At 71.7% G+C, this 20,967-nt stretch carries 21 protein-coding genes; 14 read left to right on the top strand and 7 right to left on the bottom strand.

The annotated features are described in order from the left end of the window. Positions 1-18 precede the first annotated feature (18 nt). The 6 genes from ORV05_RS21825 to ORV05_RS21800 all read left to right on the top strand — a co-directional run bounded on the left by ORV05_RS21825 (position 19) and on the right by ORV05_RS21800 (position 5,907). On the top strand, positions 19-945 hold the full coding sequence (locus ORV05_RS21825) for an alpha/beta hydrolase (RefSeq protein WP_268753875.1): 927 nt from the start codon (positions 19-21) through the stop codon (positions 943-945). Beyond that, a complete protein-coding gene (locus ORV05_RS21820; protein WP_268753874.1) occupies positions 942-2,210 on the top strand; it encodes a Gfo/Idh/MocA family protein in 1,269 nt (422 codons plus the stop codon). Before ORV05_RS21825 ends, ORV05_RS21820 begins: the two co-directional genes overlap by 4 nt. Continuing rightward, a complete protein-coding gene (locus ORV05_RS21815; protein WP_268753873.1) occupies positions 2,207-3,163 on the top strand; it encodes a carbohydrate ABC transporter permease in 957 nt (318 codons plus the stop codon). Before ORV05_RS21820 ends, ORV05_RS21815 begins: the two co-directional genes overlap by 4 nt. Before the next feature lie 209 nt (positions 3,164-3,372). After that, positions 3,373-4,221 (top strand): carbohydrate ABC transporter permease, encoded by an 849-nt coding sequence (locus ORV05_RS21810; RefSeq protein ID WP_268753872.1) that lies wholly within the window; start codon positions 3,373-3,375, stop codon positions 4,219-4,221. 4 nt (positions 4,222-4,225) lie between these two features. Next, a complete protein-coding gene (locus tag ORV05_RS21805) occupies positions 4,226-4,795 on the top strand; it encodes a hypothetical protein (protein WP_268753871.1) in 570 nt (189 codons plus the stop codon). A gap of 2 nt (positions 4,796-4,797) precedes the next feature. Further along, positions 4,798-5,907, top strand: coding sequence for a Gfo/Idh/MocA family oxidoreductase (locus ORV05_RS21800; RefSeq protein ID WP_268753870.1), 1,110 nt, complete (start codon positions 4,798-4,800; stop codon positions 5,905-5,907). Between the two features lie 47 nt (positions 5,908-5,954). Here the strand turns inward: ORV05_RS21800 and ORV05_RS21795 are convergent, their stop codons facing one another. Beyond that, positions 5,955-6,974, bottom strand: coding sequence for a LacI family DNA-binding transcriptional regulator (locus ORV05_RS21795; RefSeq protein ID WP_268753869.1), 1,020 nt, complete (start codon positions 6,972-6,974; stop codon positions 5,955-5,957). A gap of 89 nt (positions 6,975-7,063) precedes the next feature. Between ORV05_RS21795 and ORV05_RS21790 the strand changes: the two genes are divergently transcribed. From ORV05_RS21790 to ORV05_RS21775, 4 genes are all read left to right on the top strand, one after another. After that, positions 7,064-8,212, top strand: a complete 1,149-nt coding sequence (locus ORV05_RS21790; protein ID WP_268753868.1) for a Gfo/Idh/MocA family protein — start codon at positions 7,064-7,066, stop codon at positions 8,210-8,212. Beyond that, positions 8,209-9,354 (top strand): dihydrodipicolinate synthase family protein, encoded by a 1,146-nt coding sequence (locus ORV05_RS21785; protein WP_268753867.1) that lies wholly within the window; start codon positions 8,209-8,211, stop codon positions 9,352-9,354. Before ORV05_RS21790 ends, ORV05_RS21785 begins: the two co-directional genes overlap by 4 nt. Further along, the gene (locus ORV05_RS21780; protein ID WP_407652527.1) at positions 9,354-10,178 is read left to right on the top strand and encodes a sugar phosphate isomerase/epimerase family protein; all 825 of its coding nucleotides are present in this window, start codon (positions 9,354-9,356) and stop codon (positions 10,176-10,178) included. The genes ORV05_RS21785 and ORV05_RS21780 overlap by 1 nt, the downstream gene beginning before the upstream one ends. 138 nt (positions 10,179-10,316) lie before the next feature. Then, positions 10,317-11,357 carry an LLM class F420-dependent oxidoreductase gene (locus tag ORV05_RS21775; protein ID WP_268759853.1) on the top strand — a complete coding sequence of 347 codons (1,041 nt, stop codon included), beginning with the start codon at positions 10,317-10,319 and terminating at the stop codon, positions 11,355-11,357. Here ORV05_RS21775 and ORV05_RS21770 read toward each other — a convergent pair. Continuing rightward, a complete protein-coding gene (locus tag ORV05_RS21770; protein WP_268753866.1) occupies positions 11,329-11,730 on the bottom strand; it encodes a nitroreductase family deazaflavin-dependent oxidoreductase in 402 nt (133 codons plus the stop codon). The two genes, ORV05_RS21775 and ORV05_RS21770, sit on opposite strands and share 29 nt — an antisense overlap. A 136-nt stretch (positions 11,731-11,866) precedes the next feature. Here ORV05_RS21770 and ORV05_RS21765 point away from each other — a divergent pair, with 136 nt between their 5' ends. Then, positions 11,867-12,643 carry an Fpg/Nei family DNA glycosylase gene (locus ORV05_RS21765; RefSeq protein WP_268753865.1) on the top strand — a complete coding sequence of 259 codons (777 nt, stop codon included), beginning with the start codon at positions 11,867-11,869 and terminating at the stop codon, positions 12,641-12,643. A 31-nt stretch (positions 12,644-12,674) separates the two neighbouring features. Further along, positions 12,675-12,866 (top strand): hypothetical protein, encoded by a 192-nt coding sequence (locus tag ORV05_RS21760; protein ID WP_268753864.1) that lies wholly within the window; start codon positions 12,675-12,677, stop codon positions 12,864-12,866. 13 nt (positions 12,867-12,879) lie between these two features. Here ORV05_RS21760 and ORV05_RS21755 read toward each other — a convergent pair whose 3' ends face one another. From ORV05_RS21755 to ORV05_RS21745, 3 genes are read right to left on the bottom strand one after another with little or no spacing between them, the layout of a single operon-like run. Then, complete coding sequence (locus tag ORV05_RS21755; RefSeq protein ID WP_268753863.1) at positions 12,880-15,264, bottom strand: glycoside hydrolase family 65 protein; 2,385 nt, start codon at positions 15,262-15,264, stop codon at positions 12,880-12,882. Then, positions 15,261-15,995 (bottom strand): HAD family hydrolase, encoded by a 735-nt coding sequence (locus ORV05_RS21750; protein WP_268753862.1) that lies wholly within the window; start codon positions 15,993-15,995, stop codon positions 15,261-15,263. The genes ORV05_RS21755 and ORV05_RS21750 overlap by 4 nt, the downstream gene beginning before the upstream one ends. Before the next feature lie 46 nt (positions 15,996-16,041). Continuing rightward, entirely contained in the window at positions 16,042-16,638 is a 597-nt protein-coding gene (locus tag ORV05_RS21745; RefSeq protein ID WP_268753861.1) for a TetR/AcrR family transcriptional regulator, read from the bottom strand. Positions 16,639-16,714: 76 nt separating this feature from the next. On the opposite strand from ORV05_RS21745, the gene ORV05_RS21740 reads away from it, so the two are divergent. Together ORV05_RS21740 and ORV05_RS21735 are read left to right on the top strand one after the other, a co-directional pair. Then, the gene (locus ORV05_RS21740; protein ID WP_268753860.1) at positions 16,715-17,215 is read left to right on the top strand and encodes a PaaI family thioesterase; all 501 of its coding nucleotides are present in this window, start codon (positions 16,715-16,717) and stop codon (positions 17,213-17,215) included. Further along, the gene (locus ORV05_RS21735; protein WP_268753859.1) at positions 17,212-18,054 is read left to right on the top strand and encodes an SCO6745 family protein; all 843 of its coding nucleotides are present in this window, start codon (positions 17,212-17,214) and stop codon (positions 18,052-18,054) included. The genes ORV05_RS21740 and ORV05_RS21735 overlap by 4 nt, the downstream gene beginning before the upstream one ends. 52 nt (positions 18,055-18,106) lie before the next feature. Here ORV05_RS21735 and ORV05_RS21730 read toward each other — a convergent pair whose 3' ends face one another. Then, the gene (locus ORV05_RS21730) at positions 18,107-18,340 is read right to left on the bottom strand and encodes a DUF6480 family protein (protein WP_268753858.1); all 234 of its coding nucleotides are present in this window, start codon (positions 18,338-18,340) and stop codon (positions 18,107-18,109) included. Then, positions 18,337-20,874 (bottom strand): ATP-dependent Clp protease ATP-binding subunit, encoded by a 2,538-nt coding sequence (locus ORV05_RS21725; RefSeq protein WP_268753857.1) that lies wholly within the window; start codon positions 20,872-20,874, stop codon positions 18,337-18,339. Before ORV05_RS21725 ends, ORV05_RS21730 begins: the two co-directional genes overlap by 4 nt. Between the last annotated feature and the right edge of the window lie 93 nt (positions 20,875-20,967).

Here is a 20,967-nt window from a genome sequence, read left to right as displayed (position 1 = left end):
CGACAGGAGCCGAAACCGATGACCTACTCCGTCCTCCTGGATCCCGAACTCGCCGCGGCGGCAGTGGATCTGCCGCCGGGCAACCTCGCCGATCCCGCCGCGGCGCGCGCGCTCAACCGCGAGCGGCACGCCGCGCGCCCGGCCTACCCCGGGCGCGACCGGCTGGAGGTGACCGAGCGGAGGCTCGACGGCGACGTACCGGTACCGGTACGGCTGTACCGGCCGCGCGGCCGCGACGGGATCCCCGCGGTGGTCTGGCTGCACGGCGGGGCCTTCATCCTCGGTGACCTCGACGCCACGGACGCGCTGTGCGCGCGGATCAGCGACGAGGCCGGCGCCCTCGTGGTCAACGTCGACTACCGGCTGGCCCCGGAGCATCCGTGCCCGGCCGGGCTCGACGATTCCGTGGCGGCGCTGGACTGGGTGGCCGCCCACGCCGGCGATCTCGGCGTGGATCCGGCCCGGATCGCGATCGCGGGGGCGAGCGCCGGCGGTTGCCTGGCCGCCGGGGTGGCGTTGAAGGCGCGTGACCGGGGCGGTCCGCCACTGGCCTTCCAGTTGCTCGTCTATCCGGTGCTGGACGACCGGTGTGCCACCGCCTCGGCGAGGGAGACCGTGCCGGCTCCCGTGTTCGACGCGCGGTCGAACGTGGTGATGTGGCGGACCTACCTGGCGGGGCGGACTCCCGACGCCTACGCCGCGCCCGCCCGGGCGGAGGACCTGTCCGGCCTGCCCCCGGCGATGATCGTGGTCGCGGAGCTGGATCCACTGCGCGACGAGGCGATCGAGTACGCGAACCGGCTGTCCGCGGCCGGGGTCGAGGTGATCCTCGAGGACGTGCCGGGGACGTTCCACGGGTTCGACGCGGTGGTGCCCGACGCTGCCGTTTCCCGCCGTGTCACGGACTTCTACGTGCGGACGCTGGCGGAAAGGCTGGCGGGGTGACGGGCGGGGCGCTGGTGGTGGGCCTGGGCTCCCGCGCCGAGTTGTGGGTCCGCGGGCTGGCCGCCCGCGGCCGCCTCGCCGCGTTCTGCGACACCACGGGGCAGCGGATGCGGGTGCACAACGAGTGGCTCACCGAGGCCGGGTATCCGCCGGTTCCGGAGTATCCGGCCGGGGATTTCCCGGACGTGCTGCGCCGGGTGCGGCCGGAGACCGTGGTCGTGTGCACGCCGGACTCCACCCATGCCGGGTATGTGGTGGCGGCGTTGGGGGCGGGCTGCGACGTCGTGGTGGAGAAGCCACTGGCCACCACGGCGGAGGATCTGCGGCGCATCTTCCTGGCCGAGCGGGCGAGCGCGGGCCGGGTCCGCGTCGGCTTCAACTACCGCTACAACCCGGTGCACGCCAAGGTCAAGGAACTGCTGGCTTCCGGCGTGATCGGCGAGATCGGATCCGTCCACTTCGAATGGTGCCTGGACACCCACCACGGGGCCGACTACTTCCGGCGCTGGCACCGGGACAAGCGCCGTTCGGGCGGCCTGCTGGTGCACAAGTCGGCGCACCACTTCGACCTGGTCTCATGGTGGCTCGACGCCGAACCGGTCCGGGTCTTCGCCGAAGGCCGCCTGTTCCACTACCGGCCGGGTACCGGGGACGGCCGGTTCGCACTGGAGCTCACCGATTCACCCCGGCTGGAGCGGCTCTACGGTGGCGCGCCCGGCGGCTACCGCCGCGACCTGAGCCCCTTCGATCCGGGAGTATCCATAGAGGACGATGTTGCGGTGGTGGCCCGGTTCCGCACCGGGGCGAGCCTGACCTACCACCTCACCGCCTACTCGCCGTGGGAGGGCTACCGGGTCTCGTTCAACGGTGCCGGGGGCAGGCTCGAACTCGTGGTGCAGGAAAGCGAGTGGGCCCGTCCGGGCAGCGCACAGGCGGCCGCCCGGCTTTCCGGCTCTCCGGACATCCCGCCGCCGGTCTCCACCGTCACCGTGCGTCCACAGTGGAACCGGCCGTACCGGGTGGAGCTGCCGCCGGTCGACGGTGCGCACGGCGGAGGGGACGTTCGGCTGCTCGCCGACGTACTCGACGAACCGGCCGCGGACCCCCTCGGCCGGGCGGCCGGGCTGCGCGACGGCATCCGCTCGGCCGTGATCGGCCTGTGCGCCAACGAAAGCATCGCCACCGGCGGGGTCGTGGACGCCGCCGCGGCACTGCGGCGGATCACCGGTGAACCGGTCGCCGCACCCGAGGGGAGACGAGGATGACCCAGTCCGTGCTGAGCCCGGCGGCGCCACCGGACCGGCGTGCCGCGACACCCGCCGCCCGCCGGAAGCGGACGCGGCGGCAGGGGGCCGCCTACGTGTTCCTGACCCCGTGGATGATCGGGGTGGCGCTGCTGACCATCGGCCCGATGCTCGCTTCGCTGTACCTGTCGTTCACCGACTACGACCTGTTCGATCCGCCGAACTGGATCGGGTTCGGCAACTACGTCACCCTGTTCACCGCCGACGACCGGTTCTGGCACGCGGTGGGGGTGACCGTCCGCTACGTGGTGCTGTCGGTGCCGTTGAAACTCGCGCTCGCACTGGCGGTGGCGATGCTGCTGAACCGCGCGCGCCGGGGCACCGGGCTGTACCGTTCGGCCTTCTACGCACCGTCGCTGCTGGGCGCGAGCGTGAGCGTCGCGCTGGTGTGGCGGGCGATGTTCGCCACGGACGGGACGGCCGATCGCCTGCTGTCGGCGCTGGGCATCCACACCGGCGGCTGGGTGGACCAGCCGCAGTACGCCCTGCTGACCGTGGTCGCGCTGGCGGTCTGGCAGTTCGGCGCACCGATGGTGATCTTCCTGGCGGGACTCAAACAGGTGCCCAGGGAACTGTACGAGGCGGCGGAACTCGACGGCGCGGGTGCGGCCCGCCGGTTCTTCTCGATCACCTTGCCGATGCTTTCGCCGGTGCTGCTGTTCAACCTGGTGCTGGAGACCATCCACGCGTTCCAGGCGTTCACCGGCGCGTTCGTGGTCAGCAGCGGGCGCGGCGGCCCGAGCGATTCGACGCTGCTGTACACGCTGTACCTGTACCAGCGCGGGTTCACCGACTTCCGGATGGGCTACGCCTCGGCGATGGCGTGGGTGCTGTTGCTCGCGGTCGGTGCCATCACGGTGCTGGTGTTCCGGAGCTCGCGCCGGTGGGTCTTCTACGGAGGGGAGGACCGATGACCGACAATCGCGCAGCGGGTTATCGGTCCGACCGGGTGCGGGTGTCCCGCAAATTACTGGAGGAGAGATGACCGACAATCGCGCAGCGGGTTATCGGTCCGACCGGGTGCGGGTGTCCCGCAGATTGTTGGAGGACCGATGACCGACAATCGCGCAGCGGGTTATCGGTCCGACCGGGTGCGGGTGTCCCGCAAATTACTGGAGGAGAGATGACGGCGATCGGCGTCCGTCGCGGCAGGCCGGTGCTGTGGCACATCCTGATGATCGCGATCCTGCTGGTGCTGCTGTATCCGATCGTGTGGCTGATCTCCACGTCGTTCAAACCGGCCGTGGAGGTGGTGTCCACTCTGGCCCTGCTGCCCCGGCATCCGACGGGCGGCAACTACGCCGAAGTGTTTTCCGGTGTCGCCGGGTACGGCGTCTGGCACTACTTCCTGAACTCGCTGCTGGTTTCCGTGGGTGCGGTGGCAGGCAACGTGATCTCGTGCTCACTGGCCGGGTATGCCTTCGGGCGGCTGCATTTCCGGGGCAGGGGACCGATGTTCGGGTTCATGATCTCCACGATCATGCTGCCTCAGCACGTCGTGCTGATCCCGCAGTACATCATCTTCCAGAAGCTGGGGATGGTGAACACGTTCTGGCCGCTGATCCTGCCGAAGTTCCTGGCCACCGACGCGTTCTTCGTCTTCCTCATGGTGCAGTTCGTCCGCGGGCTGCCCCGCGAACTCGACGAGGCGGCCACGATCGACGGGTGCGGGCCGTTGCGGACCTTCCGCTACGTGGTCGCCCCGCTGCTGCGGCCTGCCATGATCACCACCGCGATCTTCACCTTCATCTGGACCTGGAACGACTTCTTCACCCAGCTCATCTATCTCAACGATCCGTCCACTTTCACCCTTCCGCTGGCCCTGCAGACCTTTGTGGACCAGACGACGCAGTCGGCGTTCGGGCCGATGTTCGCCATGTCGGTGCTGGCGCTGGTGCCGATCGGGTTGTTCTTCCTGGCCTTCCAGCGGTTCCTGGTGGACGGGGCCGCGACCTCCGGACTGAAGGGATGAGACGGTGACCAAGGCCGTGGGGCACCCCCCGCGCGTGCGCCCGCTGGCGCTCGCGGCGGAGGTGCTGCTGATCGGGGTGTTCGTGTGCGTGACGTCGCTGCCGCTGCTGACCGCGCCGGCCGCGGCGGCCGCCGCTTCGGTGCTGCTGCGGGATCTGGTGCGCGCCGAGCGCACCCCGTCGCTGCGCCGGTACCTGCGGTTGTTCGGTTCGGCGCTGCGGGATCCGTTCGCCGTGCTGCTTCCGCTGGGCCTGCTCGCGGCCGGCGGGCTGGACGTGCTGGCGGTGCTGGGCGGGCTTCCCGGCGGCAGGCCCTTCGGCTGGCTGCTGGGCGCGGTGCTGGCCGGGCTGGTCGTGGCGGGCCTGCGCGCGGCGGTGTCGTGGGCGCCGGGACGGCGGTGGCGGGAGCTGGTTCCGGCCGGAGCCGAGGAGACGGTGCGGGACTGGCGCGGCAGCCTGATGATCGCCGTCGCGGTGGCGGTGCTCGTCGTGGTGGTCGTGCAGGCACCGGCCTTCGTGCTCATCGCACCCGGGTTGCTGGTGCTCGCCGCGGTGGCCGTGACGGGACGGCGGTAGCGGTGCGGAGGGTGGTGCTGGCCGGCGCGTCCGGCTACGGCCGGGGATACCTGCGTCAGCTCGCGGAACTGGAACGGGCCGGGCGCGTGGAACTGGCCGGGGTGTGCGAGATCGCCGAACTGGACGCGGAGGGGCGGGAGCTGGTGGGGGACCGGCCGGTGCGGGCCGATCTGCCCGCGCTGCTGGCCGAGACGCGGCCGGACGTGGGCATCGTCGCGACCCCGATTCCCACCCACGACCGGCTGGCCCGTGCGGTGCTGGACGCCGGCGCGCACCTGCTGCTGGAGAAGCCCCCGGTGCCGGCGCTGGCGCAGTGGCAGGCACTGCGCAAGACCGTCCGCGATCGGGGACTGGTGTGCCAGCTGGGTTTCCAGAGCCTCGGTTCCGAGGCGGTCGCGCGGCTGGCCGCCCTGGTGCGGGACGGGGAGCTGGGCCACCTGCGGGGCATCGGGGTCCGAGGCGCCTGGTCGCGCACGGACGCCTACTACCGGCGGGCGGCCTGGGCGGGCCGCCGCACGCTGGACGGGCAGCCGGTGGTGGACGGCGCGCTGACCAATCCGTTCGCGCATGCCGTCGCCACCGCGCTGGCGGTGGACGGCAGCACCGGCGTCGAGGACGTGGTCTCGTGTGAGCTGGAACTGTGGCGCTGCCGGGACATCGAGGCCGACGACACCTCCTGCCTGCGCCTGCGCACCCGCCACGGCACCGTGATCGTGGTCGCGGTGACGCTGTGCGCGGTGGAGGAGGCCGAGCCGGTGGTCGTGGTGCACGGAAGCCGCGGCCGGGCCGAGCTCGCCTACACCGAGGACCTGCTCACCGTCGACGGTGTGACGACCCGGTTCCCGCGGATCTCGCCGCTGGAGAACCTGCTGTCGCATTTGGACGATCCGGCGGTGCCGCTGCGGTCCGCTCTGGACGATGCGGGCGCGTTCATGCGGGTGCTGGAGGCGGTCCGGCTCGCGCCGGAGCCCGCACGGATCCCCGGCCGCTTCGTGCGGCGCGAGGGCGAGTGGGTCGGCCTGCCGGGGATCGAGGCGGTGCTCGCCCAGGCCGCCGAGCGGCTGGCGACCTTCCGCGAGCTGGGCGCCCCCTGGGCCGGGTGGCTGCCGTGAAGCGGCTGTGCCGTGAGGGGACCCCTCACGGCCGGGTGGCCGGGGTTTCAGCGGCGCGGCGTGCTTTCCCGCAGGATCACCTCGCCGCGGGTACGGCGCACGCGGGGCGCCCCCGCGGGCTCGTCGAGCAGCAGCCGCATCGCGGTCTCGCCCACGCCCTGCAGGTCGATGCGCACCGTGGTGAGCCGGGGCGTGACGTCGCGCAGCGTCGCTATGTCGTCGAATCCGGCCACCGCCATCCTTTCCGGCAACGGGAATCCGCGGTCGCGCAGGGCCGCCATCGCGCCGACGGCCATCACGTCGTTCACCGCCACCACGCACTGGACGTCGTTCTTGCGGGACAGCAACTCCTCCATCGCGCGATAGCCGCCGTCGCGGGTGAAGTCCCCGTGGACGACGTTGTCCTCCGCCAACGGCACACGGTGCCGTGCCAGCCCGGCCCGGATACCGGCCAGCCGGTCCTTCGCGGTGACCACAGTGGAGGGTCCGGCGAGCACGGCGAACCGGCGGTACCGCAGCCCCACCAGCGCCTCGGCCAGCGCCTGCGCCCCGGCGCGGTTCTCGATCACCACGGTGTCCACGTTCAGCCTGCGCTGGCTGACCGCCGCCACCCGTCCGCCACCGGCCTCGAACCGCTCGATCTCGGCGCGGAGCTCCTCGAGCGAGGACCGGTCGGTGGTCCTGCTGCCGATCAGGACGACCGCGCGGGCCCGCTGCCGCCGGAATGCCGCGACGTATTCGGCTTCCCGTTCGGGGCGGTGCCGCGTACTGGACAGCGCGACCACGAGCCCGGCCTCCTCCGCGGCGAGCATCACACCCGAGGCGACCGCCGAGAAATAGGGGTCGGTGATGTCGTGCACCACCACGCCGACCACGTTCAGATGGCCGCGCACCATGGCCTGTGCGGCCGCGTTCGGGGCGTAGTTCAGCTTTTCCGCGGTGTCCAGCACGCGTTGGCGGAGCGCGGCGCCGACGGTGCGGGTGCTGCCGTTGAGGACGCGGGAAGCGGTCGCGAGGGAAACTCCCGCGGCCCTTGCCACGTCGGACAGCGTCACATCACTGATCACGGGTGCAGCGTACGCGATCCGTTCGTGCTCTTTGCCACCAGAAACGCGCAAGGTAGTGTGGAAAGCGCTTTCCAAGAAATGAGGTTGGGATGACGAAACGGCTCGGCATCGCGATGAACGGTGTCACCGGCCGCATGGGCTACCGCCAGCACCTGGTGCGGTCCGTGCTGGCGATCCGGGAGCAGGGCGGCGTCACGCTGTCGGACGGCAGCAGGGTCGAACTCGAGCCCGTGCTCGTCGGCCGCAGCGAGGCGAAGCTCGCCGAAATCGCGCGCCGCCACGGCATCGAGCGGATTTCGACGGACCTGGCGGCCACCCTGGCCGACCCCGGGGTCGACGTCTACTTCGACGCGCAGCTGACCCGGGTCCGGCAGAAGTCGATTCTCGCCGCGATCGAGGCGGGCAAGCACATCTACACCGAAAAACCCGTCTCCGAGACCGTCGAAGAGGCGCTCGAACTGGCTCGCCGCGCCACCGCGGCCGGGGTGAAACACGGGGTGGTGCACGACAAGCTGTACCTGCCGGGCCTGCTCAAGCTGAAACGGCTGATCGACGGCGGGTTCTTCGGCCGGATCCTTTCCGTGCGCGGCGAATTCGGCTACTGGGTGTTCGAGGGCGACTGGCAGCCCGCGCAGCGCCCGTCGTGGAACTACCGTGCCGAGGACGGCGGCGGCATCGTCGTCGACATGTTCTGCCACTGGAACTACGTGCTGGAAAACCTCTTCGGCCGGGTGGAGGCGGTCACCGCCAAGGCGGTCACGCACATCCCGAGGCGCTGGGACGAGCAGGGGAAGCCGTACGACGCCACCGCGGACGACTCCGCCTACGGCATCTTCGAACTCGACGGCGGGGTCATCGCGCAGATCAACTCCTCCTGGTGCGTGCGGGTGAACCGGGACGAGCTGGTCGAGTTCCAGGTGGACGGTACCGAGGGCAGCGCGGTGGCCGGCCTGCGCAACTGCCGCGTGCAGCACCGGTCGGCCACCCCGAAACCGGTGTGGAACCCGGACCTGCCCGCCGCCTACGACTTCCGCGCCCAGTGGCAGGAGGTGCCGGACAACGAGGAGTTCGACAACGGGTTCAAGGCGCAGTGGGAGCAGTTCGTGCGCCATGTCGTCGAGGACGGCCCGCACCCGTACGACTTCCTGGCCGGTGCGCGGGGCATCCGGCTCGCCGACGCCGGGCTCCGGTCGTCCGCTTCGGGCTCCCGGGTGGCGCTGGCGGAGCTGCGGCCGTGAAGATTCCCCAGCCGGACGGCACTTTCACCGAGCACACCCCGGGCACGCCCCGGGCGTGGGCCAGACCGGCCACGCCTCCGTCCGCCCGGATCGCCTACGCGGCCGCGCACGTCGTCGCCGACCGGTTCGGCGAGAACACCCCCGGCGCGCCCGCGGCCGTCGACTGGGAGTCCACCCTCGCCTTCCGCCGCCACCTGTGCTCCTACGGTCTCGGCGTGGCCGAAGCGATGGACACCGCCCAGCGCGGGATGGGGCTGGACTGGGCGGCCACCCGGGAACTGATCCGCCGTTCGGCCGCCGAGGCCCGGGCGTGCGGCGGCCGGATCGCGGCCGGGGCGGGCACCGACCATGCGCCCGAGGCGTCCACAGTGGACGAGGTGGTGCACGCCTACCTGGAGCAGGTCGCGGTGGTCGAGGACGCGGGCGCACGGGTGATCCTGATGGCCAGCAGGCAGCTCGCCGCCGTGGCCGCCGGGCCCGGCGACTACCACGCCGTGTACGGCAGGGTGCTCGGCCAGGTCTCCGCACCGGTCATCCTGCACTGGCTCGGCCCGATGTTCGACCCGGCGCTGGAAGGGTACTGGGGCTCGGCCGGGCTGGACGCCGCCACCGAATCGTTTGTCGCACTGGTCACCGAACACGCGGCCAAAGTGGACGGTGTGAAGGTGTCGCTGCTCGACGCCGCGCACGAGGTGCGGCTGCGGCGCGCCCTGCCCGCCGGAGTGCGCCTGTACACCGGTGACGACTTCAACTACCCCGCACTCATCCGGGGCGACGAGGAAGGGCACAGCGACGCCCTGCTGGGGGTGTTCGCCGCCATCGCGCCCGCCGCGTCGGCGGCGCTGCAGGCGCTCGACGCCGGGGATCTCGCGGGCTACCGGGAGGTGCTGGAACCGACCGTGCCGCTGGCGCGCCACCTGTTCGCCGCGCCGACCTACTACTACAAGACCGGGATCGCCTTCCTCGCCTGGCTGTCGGGGCACCAGCCGGGGTTCACCATGGTCGGCGGGCTGGCCAGTGGCCGGTCGGTGGTGCACCTCGCGCAGGCCTACCGCATGGCCGACGCGCTCGGCCTGCTGCCCGACCCGGAACTGGCCGCGGACCGCATGCGGGCCTTCCTGACCGTGGCGGGGGTGGCGTGATGTCCGGCCTGGAACGGCTGTCGCTCAACCAGATGACCACGAAGCACTGGTCGCTGGCCGAGGCGGTCGACGGCTGCGTGCGGGCCGGGCTCGGCTCGATCGGCCTGTGGCGCGAGCCGGTCGCCGAGACCGGCCTGGCCGCGGCGGCCAAGCTCGTCGCCGACGCGGGACTGCGCGTGTCCTCCTTGTGCCGCGGGGGTTTCCTCACCGCGGAAGAGCCCGGCGCACGGGCCGAAGCGCTCGCGGACAACCGGCGCGCGATCGACGAGGCGGCCGCGCTGGGCGCGCCCTGCCTGGTGATGGTGGTGGGCGGCCTGCCCGCCGGTTCGAAGGACCTGCCCGGGGCGCGCGCCCGGGTACTCGACGCGCTGGGAGAGCTGGCCCCGTACGCCGGGGAGCGTGGGGTGCGGCTGGCGCTGGAGCCGCTGCACCCGATGTACTGCGCGGACCGCGCGGTGCTGTCCACGCTGCGGCAGGCGCTGGACTGGGCGGAGCGGTTCCCCGCCGGCCAGGTCGGGGTGGTCGTGGACACCTTCCACCTGTGGTGGGATCCCGAGGCGATCGGCCAGATCGCCCGCGCGGGGGACCGGATCGCCAGCTACCAGGTGTGCGACTTCCTCACCCCGCTGCCCGCGGACGTGCTGCTCGGGCGGGGGATGATGGGCGAGGGCCACGTGGACTTCCGGCCGTTCACCGAGGCGGTGCTCGCGGCGGGGTACACCGGCGACATCGAGGTGGAGCTGTTCAACGCCGAGGTGTGGGCCACGCCGGGCGACGAGGTGCTGGCGACCATGAAACAGCGGTACCTCGAACTGGTGGTGTGACGCCCGTGGGGTTCAGGGGCGACCGGCTGGGTTCGGCAGCCTTTGATGGACGGACCGGCTGGGGTGCGCGATGTGCGCTGCATCCGTGTAGGGTGAGCATCGACTAAGCGGGCGCTCACCTGTGGGAAGGCGGCAATGATGCGGATCGGCACCCAGATCTCCTACGCCGGAGGTTTCGCGGAGAGCGTGGCGGACATCGTCGAGCTCGAAAAGGCCGGGCTGGACATCGTGTTCGTGCCGGAGGCCTACTCGTTCGACGCGGTCAGCCAGCTGGGCTACCTCGCCGCCAGGACCGAACGGGTCGAGCTCGCCTCGGGCATCCTGCAGATCTACACCCGCACGCCCACCCTCACCGCGATGACCGCGGCCGGGCTCGACTTCGTCTCCGGCGGCCGGTTCACCCTCGGGATGGGCGCCTCGGGCCCCCAGGTGATCGAGGGCTTCCACGGGGTGCGCTACGACGCGCCGCTGGGCCGGACCCGGGAGATCGTGGACATCTGCCGCCAGGTGTGGCGCCGCGAGCGAGTCGTCCACGAGGGCCGCTACTACCAGATCCCGCTGCCCGCAGACAAGGGCACCGGACTGGGCAAGCCGCTGAAGCTGATCAACCAGCCGGTGCGGGAGCGCATCCCGATCGTGCTGGCCTCGCTCGGCCCGAAGAACGTGGCGATGACCGCCGAGATCGCCGAGGGCTGGGAGCCGATCTTCTTCCACCCGGAGAAGGCCGATTCCATCTGGGGTGCCTCGCTCGCCGAGGGCAAGGCCAAGCGCGACCCCTCGCTGGGTGAGCTCGACGTGGTGGTGGGCGCCCCGGTCGCGATCGGCGAGGACGTCGGCCACATGATCGACTGGATCCGCCCGATGGTGGCGCTCTACGTCGGCGGCATGGGTGCGCGCGGCAAGAACTTCTACAACGACCTGGCCTGCCGCTACGGCTACGAGGCCGAGGCCAAGAAGATCCAGGACCTGTACCTGGACGGCAAGAAGGACGAGGCCGCGGCCGCGGTGCCCGAGGACCTGCTCAAGGCGATCACGCTGATCGGCCCGGCGAGCTACGTCAAGGAGCGGCTCGCGGCCTATGCCGAGGCCGGGGTGACCACGCTGCAGGCGACCCTGCTCGAGCCGGGCGTGGAGCGCCGCGTCGAGGTGGTCAGCCAGTTGCGCGAGATGCTGGACTGACCCGGTCCACGTAGAGGAAGTCCGTCACCCGCGCCAGGCCCAGGACCTGGCGCGGCACGAACGGCATGGCCGACCGCGCCTCGTCGTGCACGACGCGCGGGGCGGTCAGTTCCTCGGTGTGGCCCCGGGTTTCGAGCTCGCAGCCCCCGGCCGCCAGCACGTTGCGCACCCAGTCGCTGCCCGGCCCGTAGGTGAGGGCGACGACGTACCCGGTGGGCGTGCCGAAGACGTTGACGGGGGTCCGGTAGACGCGCCCCGAGCGCCGCCCGCGATGCACGATCGTGCCGAATCCGGGCATCCTGCCGGTGATCAGCCTGGTCGCCCGGTTGGTGGCCACCCGGTTGAACCGGGCCACTTTTCGCGAAAGCACCATGCCGTCAGCCTGCCCGTCCGCCCGGCGGAAATCAACACGCGGTGAATTATGATGACCGTAAGGGGTGAGCCGTGAAGGGACCCTTCACAGCCACCGGCGCAGGGTTGGACGCGTAGGGGCGGGGTACGTACGGGGCGTGCCGGAACTGCCCGATGTGGAAGGGTTCCGCCGCGTGCTTGCCGGACACGCCGTGGACCGCCCCATCCGCGATGTCGTGGTCCGGGACGCGCAGGTCCTGCGCGACGTCACCCCGGACCGGGTACGGGAGACCCTGATCGGGCAACGGTTCGGCCCTCCCCGCCGTCTCGGCAAATGGCTGCTCGCCCCGGTGGCGGGACGGAACCAGACCATGCTGTTCCACTTCGGCATGACCGGGTCGCTGCGCTGGGAGGACGGCGAGCCGCATCCCCATGATCGGGTGGTCTTCGTCTTCGACGACGGAGAGCTGCGCTACCGCGACATGCGCAAGCTCCAGGGACTACGCCTCGCGGCCGACGAGGCCGCACTGGCGCGGCTGCTCGCCGGGAACGGGCCGGACGCGCTGGAGGTGTCGCAGCGGCAACTGCCGGAACTGCTCCCGGCGCGACGGCAGCTCAAGGCCGCGCTGGTGGACCAGGCGGTGCTGAGCGGGCTGGGCAACCTCCTCTCCGACGAGATCCTCTGGCAGGCCCGGCTCAACCCGCGCCGCTCGGTCGCGACCCTGGAACCCGGGGACTTCCGGCGGCTGCACGGCACGATGCGCTCGGTGCTGCGGACCTCGGTGAAGGCCGGGTGCGTCCCGCCCCGTCCGTCGTGGCTGACCGGCCGCCGCGACGAGCCGTCGGGCTCGTGCCCCCGTTGCGGGGCGACGCTGAGCCACGCGCGGCTGGGCGGCCGGGGCACCGTGTGGTGCCCGCAGTGCCAGCCCGGTTGACGAATCCCGCGAAGGCGCCTATGCCGGGGGCATGAGCGAGAAGAAGAAGCGCCCCGTCACCCCCGAGCCGCCGCTGCCCCCGGACTTCCCCCGGCTGCACCACCCCGATCTGGGCCTGGAGAACACCAAGGACGTCGACGAGCCGCCCAACCGGGACGAGGTCGAGCCGCCCGGCCGCGGCGAGACGCCACAGGAAGCCGCGATCCCCGAGCCTCCCGACTGAGCCGCGTTCTTCCTCAGGGCTGGGGTGCCGGGGCCGCCGTCCGCAGGTGCGCGGGATGGCGCCGGGCCGGGGCGCGGCCCGCCGGCTGAGTGGGCGGCGGGCCGGGATCGATCGGCGGGATCGGCAGGGTGACGGGCACCTCGGTCACGGTGCACGGGGTGCCGTGGTGGCTGATCTCCACCGACTTGCCGGACAGCAGCCGGTAGCTCGCCCGGTCGGCGTGGATCTCCACCGCGAACCTGCTGCCCCGCAGGCACATCCGGAACTCGATCCTGGCCAGTGCGGACGGGAGCCTGGGGGCGAAGCTGAGCTCGCCCTCGTGGTCCCGCATCCCGCCGAAACCGGCGACCACGCCGTGCCAGGCGCCCGCCAGCGACGCCATGTGCAGTCCATTGCGGACATTGCGATGCACGTCGTGCAGGTCGGTCAGCGCGGCTTCGCCGAGGTAGTCGTAGGCGAGGTCCAGATGCCCCACCTCGGCGGCGATCACCGCCTGCGTGCCCGCCGACAGCGAGGAGTCGCGCACGGTCCTCGCCTCGTAATAGGCGAAATTGCGCGCCTTCTCTTCCGGGGTGAACGAGTCGCCGCACATGTGCATGGCCAGCACGAGATCCGCCTGCTTCACCACCTGCTTGCGGTAGAGGTCGAAGTACGGGTAGTTGAGCAGCAGCGGGTAGGCGTCCGGCGGGGTGGCGGCGAAGTCCCAGTCGAGATGCTGGGTGAAACCCTCCGACTGCGGGTGCACGCCGCGTTCGTCGTCGTAGGGGACGTAGATCCGGTCCGCCGCTTCCCGCCAGGTGCCCGCTTCGGCCTCGGTGACGCCGAGCGCCGAGGCCACCTCCGGCATGCGCTCGCACGAGGCGGCTGCCTCCCGCAGGTTCCGGTGCGCCATCAGGTTGGTGTAGACGTTGTTGTCCGCCACCGCCGAATACTCGTCCGGGCCGGTCACCCCGTCGATCCGGAACCGGCCGTGCGAATCGAAATGCCCCAGTGAGGCCCACAGCCGGGCGGTTTCGACGAGGATTTCGGTGCCCGCCTGGCGTTCGAACTCGCGGTCCCCGGTGACGGCAAGGTAGCGGGCGGTGGCCTCGGCGATGTCGGCGCTGACGTGGAAGGCGGCCGTGCCCGCGGGCCAGTAGGCCGAGCATTCGGCGCCGTTGATGGACCGCCACGGGAAGGCCGCCCCGCGCAGCCCCAGCTGCCCGGCCCTGTCCTTCGCCTTGTCCAATGTGGAATGACGCCAGCGCAGGGCGTCGCGGGCCGCCTCGGGCACCGTGTAGGTCAGCACCGGCAGGACGAAGGTTTCGGTGTCCCAGAAGGCGTGCCCGTCGTAGCCGGGGCCGGTCAGTCCCTTGCCGGGGATCGCGCGGCTCTCCCCTCGGGCCCCGGCCTGGAGGAGGTGGAACAGCGCGAACCGGACGGCCTGCTGCAGTTCGGGATCGCCGTCGACCTCGACGTCGCCGGTCGCCCAGAAGTCGTCAAGGAAGGCGTGCTGCTCGGCGAGCAGTCCGTCCCAGCCGGTCTGCAGCGCCCCGGCCAGCGCCGCGTCGACCTGGGCCCGCAGCGCCGGGATCGACCGCTGCTGCGACCAGCCGTAGGCGAGGAACTTGGTCAGCCGCAGGCGTTTCCCGCGCGGCACGTCCACCGCGACGGTGAGCCGGGCCAGATCGTCCTCGGCGGTGATCCCGGTGCGCAGGCCGTCGGGGGCCTCGATCTGGTGGTCCATCGCGGCCGCCATCCGCAGCCCGGACCGCTTCGTCTGGTGCACCAGCACGGCGCGGTAGTCCTCCGCGAGGGAGAATTCCGCGCGCAGCGGGGCCTCCAGCGCGGCGGCCACGCGCGGGTCCTTGGTGTCCCGCTCGATGGGTTCGTTGGCCAGCAGGTCCGACTGCAGCACCAGTTGCATGTCGTCGTCCAGCGGCTCCACCTCGTAGCGCAGGGCCACCACGGCGCGCTGGGTGAACGACACCAGCCGCTGGGTGCGGACCCGGACCCGGCGGCCGGTGGGCGATTCCCATTCGGTGAGCCTGGTCAGTGTGCCGCGGCGGAAGTCCAGCACGCGCTCGTGCACGGTGGCCACCCCGTAGCGCATGTCGAAGGGCTCGTCCTCGACCAGCAGCCGGATGATCTTGCCGTCGGTCACGTTGACGATGGTCTGCCCCGCTTCGGGATAGCCGTAGCCTCCCTCGGCGTAGGGCAGTTCGTGCTCCTCGTAGAAGCCGTTGAGGTAGGTGCCGGGCAGGCCGCGTGGCTCGCCCTCCTCCAGCGTGCCGCGGATGCCGACGTGCCCGTTGGACAGCGCGAAAGCCGACTCCGTCCGCTGCAGCTGGTCGACGGCCAGGCCGCGCCAGCGCAGTTCCCACGGCGCGCATTCGTACCCGCGAACCGGCATGCTCATGGCTTTTCCCCCAGTAGTTCGGCCAGATCCTCGACCACGATGTCGGCGCCGTGCGCGCGCAGCTGCCCGGCCTGGTTCGCGCGGTCGACCCCGACCACGCAGCCGAAGCCGCCCGCCCGGCCCGCCTCCACGCCGGCCAGGGCGTCCTCGAACACGGCGGCCCGCTCCGGCGCCACCCCCAGTGCCTTGGCTCCCGCGAGGAAGGAGTCGGGCGCGGGCTTGCCGCGCAGATGATCGCGCTGGATCACGATCCCGTCGATGCGGGCCTGGACGAAGCCGCTCAGGCCCGCCGCGTCGAGTACCGCGGCCCCGTTGGCGGAGGAGGTGACCACCGCGATCGACAGGCCGGCCTCGCGGGCGGCCTCCAGGAAACGGACCGAACCCGGGTACGGCCGGACCCCGCGCTCGGCCATGATCCGCAGGACCAGTTCGTTCTTGCGCTTGCCGATGCCGTTGACGGTGGGGGCGTCCACCGGGTCGGTGGGCTCGCCCTCCGGCAGGCTGATCCCCCGGGAGGCCAGGAACTTGCGGACCCCGTCGGCGCGGGGAAGGCCGTCCACGTACTCGGCGTAGTCCTCGTCGGTGAACGGAAGGAAGCGCTCGCCGTCCCGAACGCGCAGAAACGCGTCGAAGGTCTGTTTCCAGGCTTCACGGTGCAGCGACGCCGTCCCGGTCAGTACGCCGTCGAGATCGAACAGGCAGGCGGAGATTCCGTCGGGCAACCCGATCATGCCACGCACGGTACCTGCGAACGGGCTCCGGCGCACGTATAACGCCCTATACGGCGCCCGGTGAAGGGTTGATGGGGGCGGCGGCCAGCAGGATCGCGACGTGACGGGCCGCCGCGGACAGCGGGGCCGTGTCGCGGCGGATCCGTGACAGGAGGAGGGCGCCCTGCAGGTTGTTCATGATGGCCAGGGAGAGGTCTTCGGCGTCATCGGCCGCGTAACCGCGCTGACACAACTGCTCCGTCACCTCGGTGTGCCAGCGGTGGAACGCCTTCGCGCAGGCCGCGGTCAGGCGGGGGGAGGCGTTGGCCGTCTCCAGGGTGAGCGTGGCGATCGGGCAGCCGTCGCGGTAGCCGTCGGCGGCCAGTGCCTGCCCGGCCTTGCGGTACCACCAGGCCACCGCGTCCGCCACCGACTCGTGCCGCTCGAACGCGCGGTGCAAGGTGGTCAGCACGTACTCGGCGCCGAATTCCACCGCGGCGACGCCCAGTTCCTCCTTGCCGCCGGGGAAGTGGTGGTAGGCCGAGCCCCACGGGGTGCCCGCCTCGTCCACGAGTCGCCGCCAGGACGTCGCCGTGTAGCCCTCGCGGCGGAACAGCCGCATGGCGGTGCCGATCATGCGCTCCCGAGTGCTGGGTCCGGTCACGCGGCCCAGTCTTGACTAGGACGACCGTCATAGTCAATGCTCGCGGTTAGGACAGTCGTCATAGAAGGAGTGACCCGTGACGGTCGAACACGCGGTGCGGCAGAAAACGATCAGCTGGCAGGATCCGTTGCCCAGCGCCGAACTGGCGCGGACGATGACCGGCCTGGACTACCTCACCGCGATCGCCGAGGGCCGGATTCCCGGCGCGCCCATCTCCTCCCACCTGGGCATGCGCGTCGAGAGCGTGCGCGAAGGCGAGGTGGTCTTCGCCGCCTCGCCGGACGAGTCGCTGTACAACCCGATCGGCACGGTGCACGGGGGTGTCGCGGCCACCATGCTCGACTCGGCCGTGGCCTGCGCGGTCCACTCGACACTGCCCGCCGGAGTCGGCTACACCTCGGTCGAACTGAAGATCAACTTCATCCGGGCCATCACCACGGCCTCGGGCGAGATCCGCGCACGGGGCCGCGTCGTGAAGAGCGGCTCCCGCATCGCCTTCGCCGAAGGGGAGCTGCGCGACGAGAACGACGTCCTGCTCGCCACCGCCTCCAGCACCTGCCTGGTGATCCAGCCATGAGCGTGCGTTCGCTGTGGGCCGTGCTGGAGACCCTGCACGACGTCACCTACTTCACGCCGGAGGCGAAGGCCGCGCACGAAGCCGCGGGCCTGCGTGGTTTCTGGCGCGGCTATGTGGCCACCCGTGCCGCCCCACTGGGCGAGGCGAGCCTCGGAGCGGTGACGGCGGTGTTCCACAACTTCGCGCCGTCGTTCCTGGCCCGCTCGCTGCCGTCGGTCTGGGCCCAGGTCTCCCCGGACCGGGCGCTGGCCGCCCGGCTGACCGGCGCGGTCACCGCGCTGCACACTCGTGTGCCCGAGTTCGGCGAGCAGGCGCGGACGGCCGAGGCGGCGGCGCTCCTGCGCCGGATCGTGGAGACGGGCGACTGGGACGGGCGCGCGCTGGGCCGGGCCAACGCCGTCCTGCCGTGGCCGGACGACCCGCTCGCCGCGGTGTGGCAGGGCGCCACGGCGCTGCGCGAGCACCGCGGGGACGGGCACGTCGTGACCCTGGTTTCCGAGGGCATCGGCGGGCTGGAAGCGCACGTCCTGCGCGACGCGGCCGACGGCAGCCGCGGACTCACCGCGCCCAACCGCGGCTGGACCGACGAGGAGTGGTCCGCCGCGCAGGACCGCCTCGCCGCCCGGGGCCTGGTCACTGCGGAAGGGGCACTGACCGGCGAGGGGGCGCGGCTGCGCGAGCACATCGAACGACGGACCGACGAACTCTCCGAAGCCGCGTATGGCGGCGCGACGACGGCCGAACTCGCCTGGCTGGAAGACTTCCTCCGCCCGTTCGCCCGGCGTCTGGTCCCCGGCGCGGTGCCCCTGCCCAACCCGGTCGGCGCCCCCGCCCCGTGAGGGCGGCCGTGTCGGCCCCCGCCGTGCCGTGAGGGGGCCCCTCGCGGTCGTATCAGACGCGCAGCCAGCCGACGGCCAGGCCGATGATCAGAGCCGCGACGACGAGGGCCAGCAGGATGGAGACCACGATCGTGGCGACCGGGATCACCTTCGGCGCGGTGGGTTCCCGATGGGAAACCCCCGAGGTCTGGCCCGACTCGGGCGGGGTGTCACCCGGGCTGACGCCGCCGCCGGGCTCGAGACCGGGCGTGCGGCCGGGGTCGGGGTCGGGCGGGGGAGTGGTCACGGCAGCCCCCTCCCCGCCCCGGCCGACACGTCGAAGGTGAGTCCCTCTTCCCCGGCTGAGACCCGCACGCTCGACCCCGGTCCGACATCGCCGCGCAGCATCATGGTGGACAGCCGGTTGTCCAGCTCGCGCTGGATGGTGCGGCGCATCGGCCGGGCACCGAACTCCGGCTGGTATCCCGCGCGCGCCAGCCAGCTCACCGCTTCGGGGGTGAACTCGATCGTGACGTCCTGGGCGTGCGCGCGCCGCCGCGTGTGCTCCAGCAGTAGTTCGGTGATCTGCTCCAGTTGCCGGGCGTCGAGCTTGCGGAACACGATGATCTCGTCGATCCGGTTGAGGAACTCGGGCCGGAACTGTTCCCGCAGCCGCCGCAGCAGCCGCTCCCGCAGCGGCTGTTCGGTGTCGGCCTCGCGGGCCGGCGCGAACCCGAGCGCGCCCTGCGTGCCGCTGACGATCAGCTCGGACCCGATGTTGCTGGTCATGATCAGCACGGTGTTGGTGAAGTTCACCGTGCGCCCCCGGCCGTCGGTCAGCCGCCCGTCGTCGAGCACCTGCAGCAGCACGTTGAAGATCTCCGGGTGCGCCTTCTCCACCTCGTCGAACAGCACCACGGAATAGGGCCGCCGCCGCACCGCCTCGGTGAGCTGGCCGGCCTCCTCGTAGCCGACGTAGCCGGGAGGAGCGCCGATGAGGCGGGACACGGTGTGCCGCTCGCCGTACTCGGACATGTCGATCCGGATCATCCGGTCCTCGTCGCCGAACAGCGCCTCCGCCAGTGCCCGCGCGAGTTCGGTCTTGCCCACGCCAGTGGGGCCGAGGAACAGGAAGCTCCCGAAGGGACGGTTCGGTTCGGACAGTCCGGCGCGGGAGCGGCGCACCGCCTCGGCTACCGCGGCCACCGCCTCGTCCTGCCCGATGACCCGGCCGTGCAGGTGTTCTTCGAGCCGCAGCAACCGGTCGCGTTCGGCCTCGGTGAGCTGGCTGACCGGCACCCCGGTGAGCCGCGAGACCACCTCCGCGATGTCCTCGGCGGTCACCTCCAGCGCCCCCGAGGGCCGCTCGTTCGTGTTCGCCTCGCGCAGGCGCTCGCGCAGCCCGGCGATCTGGTCGCGCAGCCGGGAAGCCCGCTCGAAATCCTCTTCGGCCACCGCCTGGTCCTTGTCCCGCGTGAGTTGTTCCAGCCGGTTTTCCAGATCCCGGACGCCGCTGGGCCGCCGTCCCGAGCGCAGCCGCACCCTGGCCCCGGCCTGGTCGATCAGGTCGATCGCCTTGTCCGGCAGGTACCGGTCGGTCAGGTACCGGTCGGACAGGTCGGCCGCCGCCACCAGCGCCTCGTCGGTGAACCGGACCTGGTGGTGCGCCTCGTAGCGGTCGCGCAGCCCGTGCAGGATGGCGACGGTGTCGTCGACGGTCGGTTCGGGCACCAGGATCGGCTGGAACCGGCGTTCCAGTGCCGGGTCGTGCTCGATGTGCTGCCGGTACTCGTCCAGTGTGGTCGCGCCGACCACGTGCAGTTCACCGCGGGCCAACGCCGGTTTCAGCATGTTGCCCGCGCCCAGCGAGCCCTCCGAGGCGCCCGCGCCGACCACGGTGTGCAGTTCGTCGATGAACACGATGAGGTCGGCGGAATGCGATCGGATCTCCTCCAGCAGGTGCGTCATCCGTTCCTCGAAGTCGCCGCGGTAGCGGGTGCCGGCCACCATGCCGGTCAGGTCGAGCTGGATCACGCGGCGGCCGGTCAGGGTGTCGGGGACGTCGCCGTCGGCGATCCGCTGCGCCAGCCCCTCCACGATGGCCGTCTTGCCGACCCCGGCCTCCCCGATCAGCACCGGATTGTTCTTGGTACGGCGGGAAAGCACCTCGATGGTCTGCTCGATCTCCTCGTCCCTGCCGACGACCGGGTCGATGCCGCCTTCGCGGGCCAGTGCGGTCAGGTCGCGGCCGTACTGGTCCAGCGTCGGGGTGTCGGTGCGCTGCCGCTGCGTGCCCTGCGCGGCACCCCGCTCCGCGGGCGGGCCCTGCAGCGACTCGGGGGTGGCGCCGGACCGCGCCAGGATGCGGCCCGCCTCCGACTGCGGGTTCACCGCGAGCGCCAGCAGCAGGTGCTGCGGCCCGATGTAGGACGAGCCGAGACTGCGGGCGATGTTGTGCGCGTCGAGCAGCGCCCGCTTGGCGCCGGGCGCGAGCGTGGCCGGGGTGCTCGGAGTGCTCGGGCGGCCGCCTTCGCCGCCGCCCAGCCGGTCGATCTCCTCGGCGATTTCCTGCGGTTTCGCCCCCGAGTTCTCCATCAGCTGACGGGTCGCCGGCATCTGCGCGGCCGCCCAGAGCAGATGCTCGGTGTCCACGTCGGTGCGGCCCTGTTCGGCCGCCTTCGTCGCCGCGTCCGAGATGAGCTCGCGGGCCTGGTTGGTCAGCAGCCGCGTGATGTCCACCGGATGCGGACGGCGTTCGGGCAGGGACTGGCCGAAGAACTGCGCCAGGAACTGGTCGAACGGGCTGGACCCCCCGGCGCCGCCGGGGAAGAAACCGGTCATGAAGACTCCTGGTCCTGGGTGTGCCGGCCGTGCACCACCGGCCGCGGGGTTCGGTGGTCGGCTACCCGTCGGTCACGACGGTGAAACGGCGCT

It is taken from the genome of Amycolatopsis cynarae, from assembly GCF_026802195.1.
In the GTDB taxonomy this organism is placed as follows: Bacteria; Actinomycetota; Actinomycetes; order Mycobacteriales; family Pseudonocardiaceae; genus Amycolatopsis_E; species Amycolatopsis_E rhizosphaerae.
This window is presented reverse-complemented; position numbering and strand designations above follow the sequence as displayed.

Coding starts and splice junctions, on each gene's coding strand:
- ORV05_RS21760 (WP_268753864.1), top strand. CDS start 12,675: ATGAGCGAGAAGAAGAAGCGCCCCGTCACCCCCGAGCCGCCGCTGCCC.
- ORV05_RS21815 (WP_268753873.1), top strand. CDS start 2,207: ATGACCCAGTCCGTGCTGAGCCCGGCGGCGCCACCGGACCGGCGTGCC.
- ORV05_RS21780 (WP_407652527.1), top strand. CDS start 9,354: ATGTCCGGCCTGGAACGGCTGTCGCTCAACCAGATGACCACGAAGCAC.
- ORV05_RS21725 (WP_268753857.1), bottom strand. CDS start 20,874: ATGACCGGTTTCTTCCCCGGCGGCGCCGGGGGGTCCAGCCCGTTCGAC.
- ORV05_RS21735 (WP_268753859.1), top strand. CDS start 17,212: ATGAGCGTGCGTTCGCTGTGGGCCGTGCTGGAGACCCTGCACGACGTC.
- ORV05_RS21770 (WP_268753866.1), bottom strand. CDS start 11,730: ATGGTGCTTTCGCGAAAAGTGGCCCGGTTCAACCGGGTGGCCACCAAC.
- ORV05_RS21775 (WP_268759853.1), top strand. CDS start 10,317: ATGCGGATCGGCACCCAGATCTCCTACGCCGGAGGTTTCGCGGAGAGC.
- ORV05_RS21755 (WP_268753863.1), bottom strand. CDS start 15,264: ATGAGCATGCCGGTTCGCGGGTACGAATGCGCGCCGTGGGAACTGCGC.
- ORV05_RS21810 (WP_268753872.1), top strand. CDS start 3,373: ATGACGGCGATCGGCGTCCGTCGCGGCAGGCCGGTGCTGTGGCACATC.
- ORV05_RS21790 (WP_268753868.1), top strand. CDS start 7,064: ATGACGAAACGGCTCGGCATCGCGATGAACGGTGTCACCGGCCGCATG.
- ORV05_RS21825 (WP_268753875.1), top strand. CDS start 19: ATGACCTACTCCGTCCTCCTGGATCCCGAACTCGCCGCGGCGGCAGTG.
- ORV05_RS21750 (WP_268753862.1), bottom strand. CDS start 15,995: ATGATCGGGTTGCCCGACGGAATCTCCGCCTGCCTGTTCGATCTCGAC.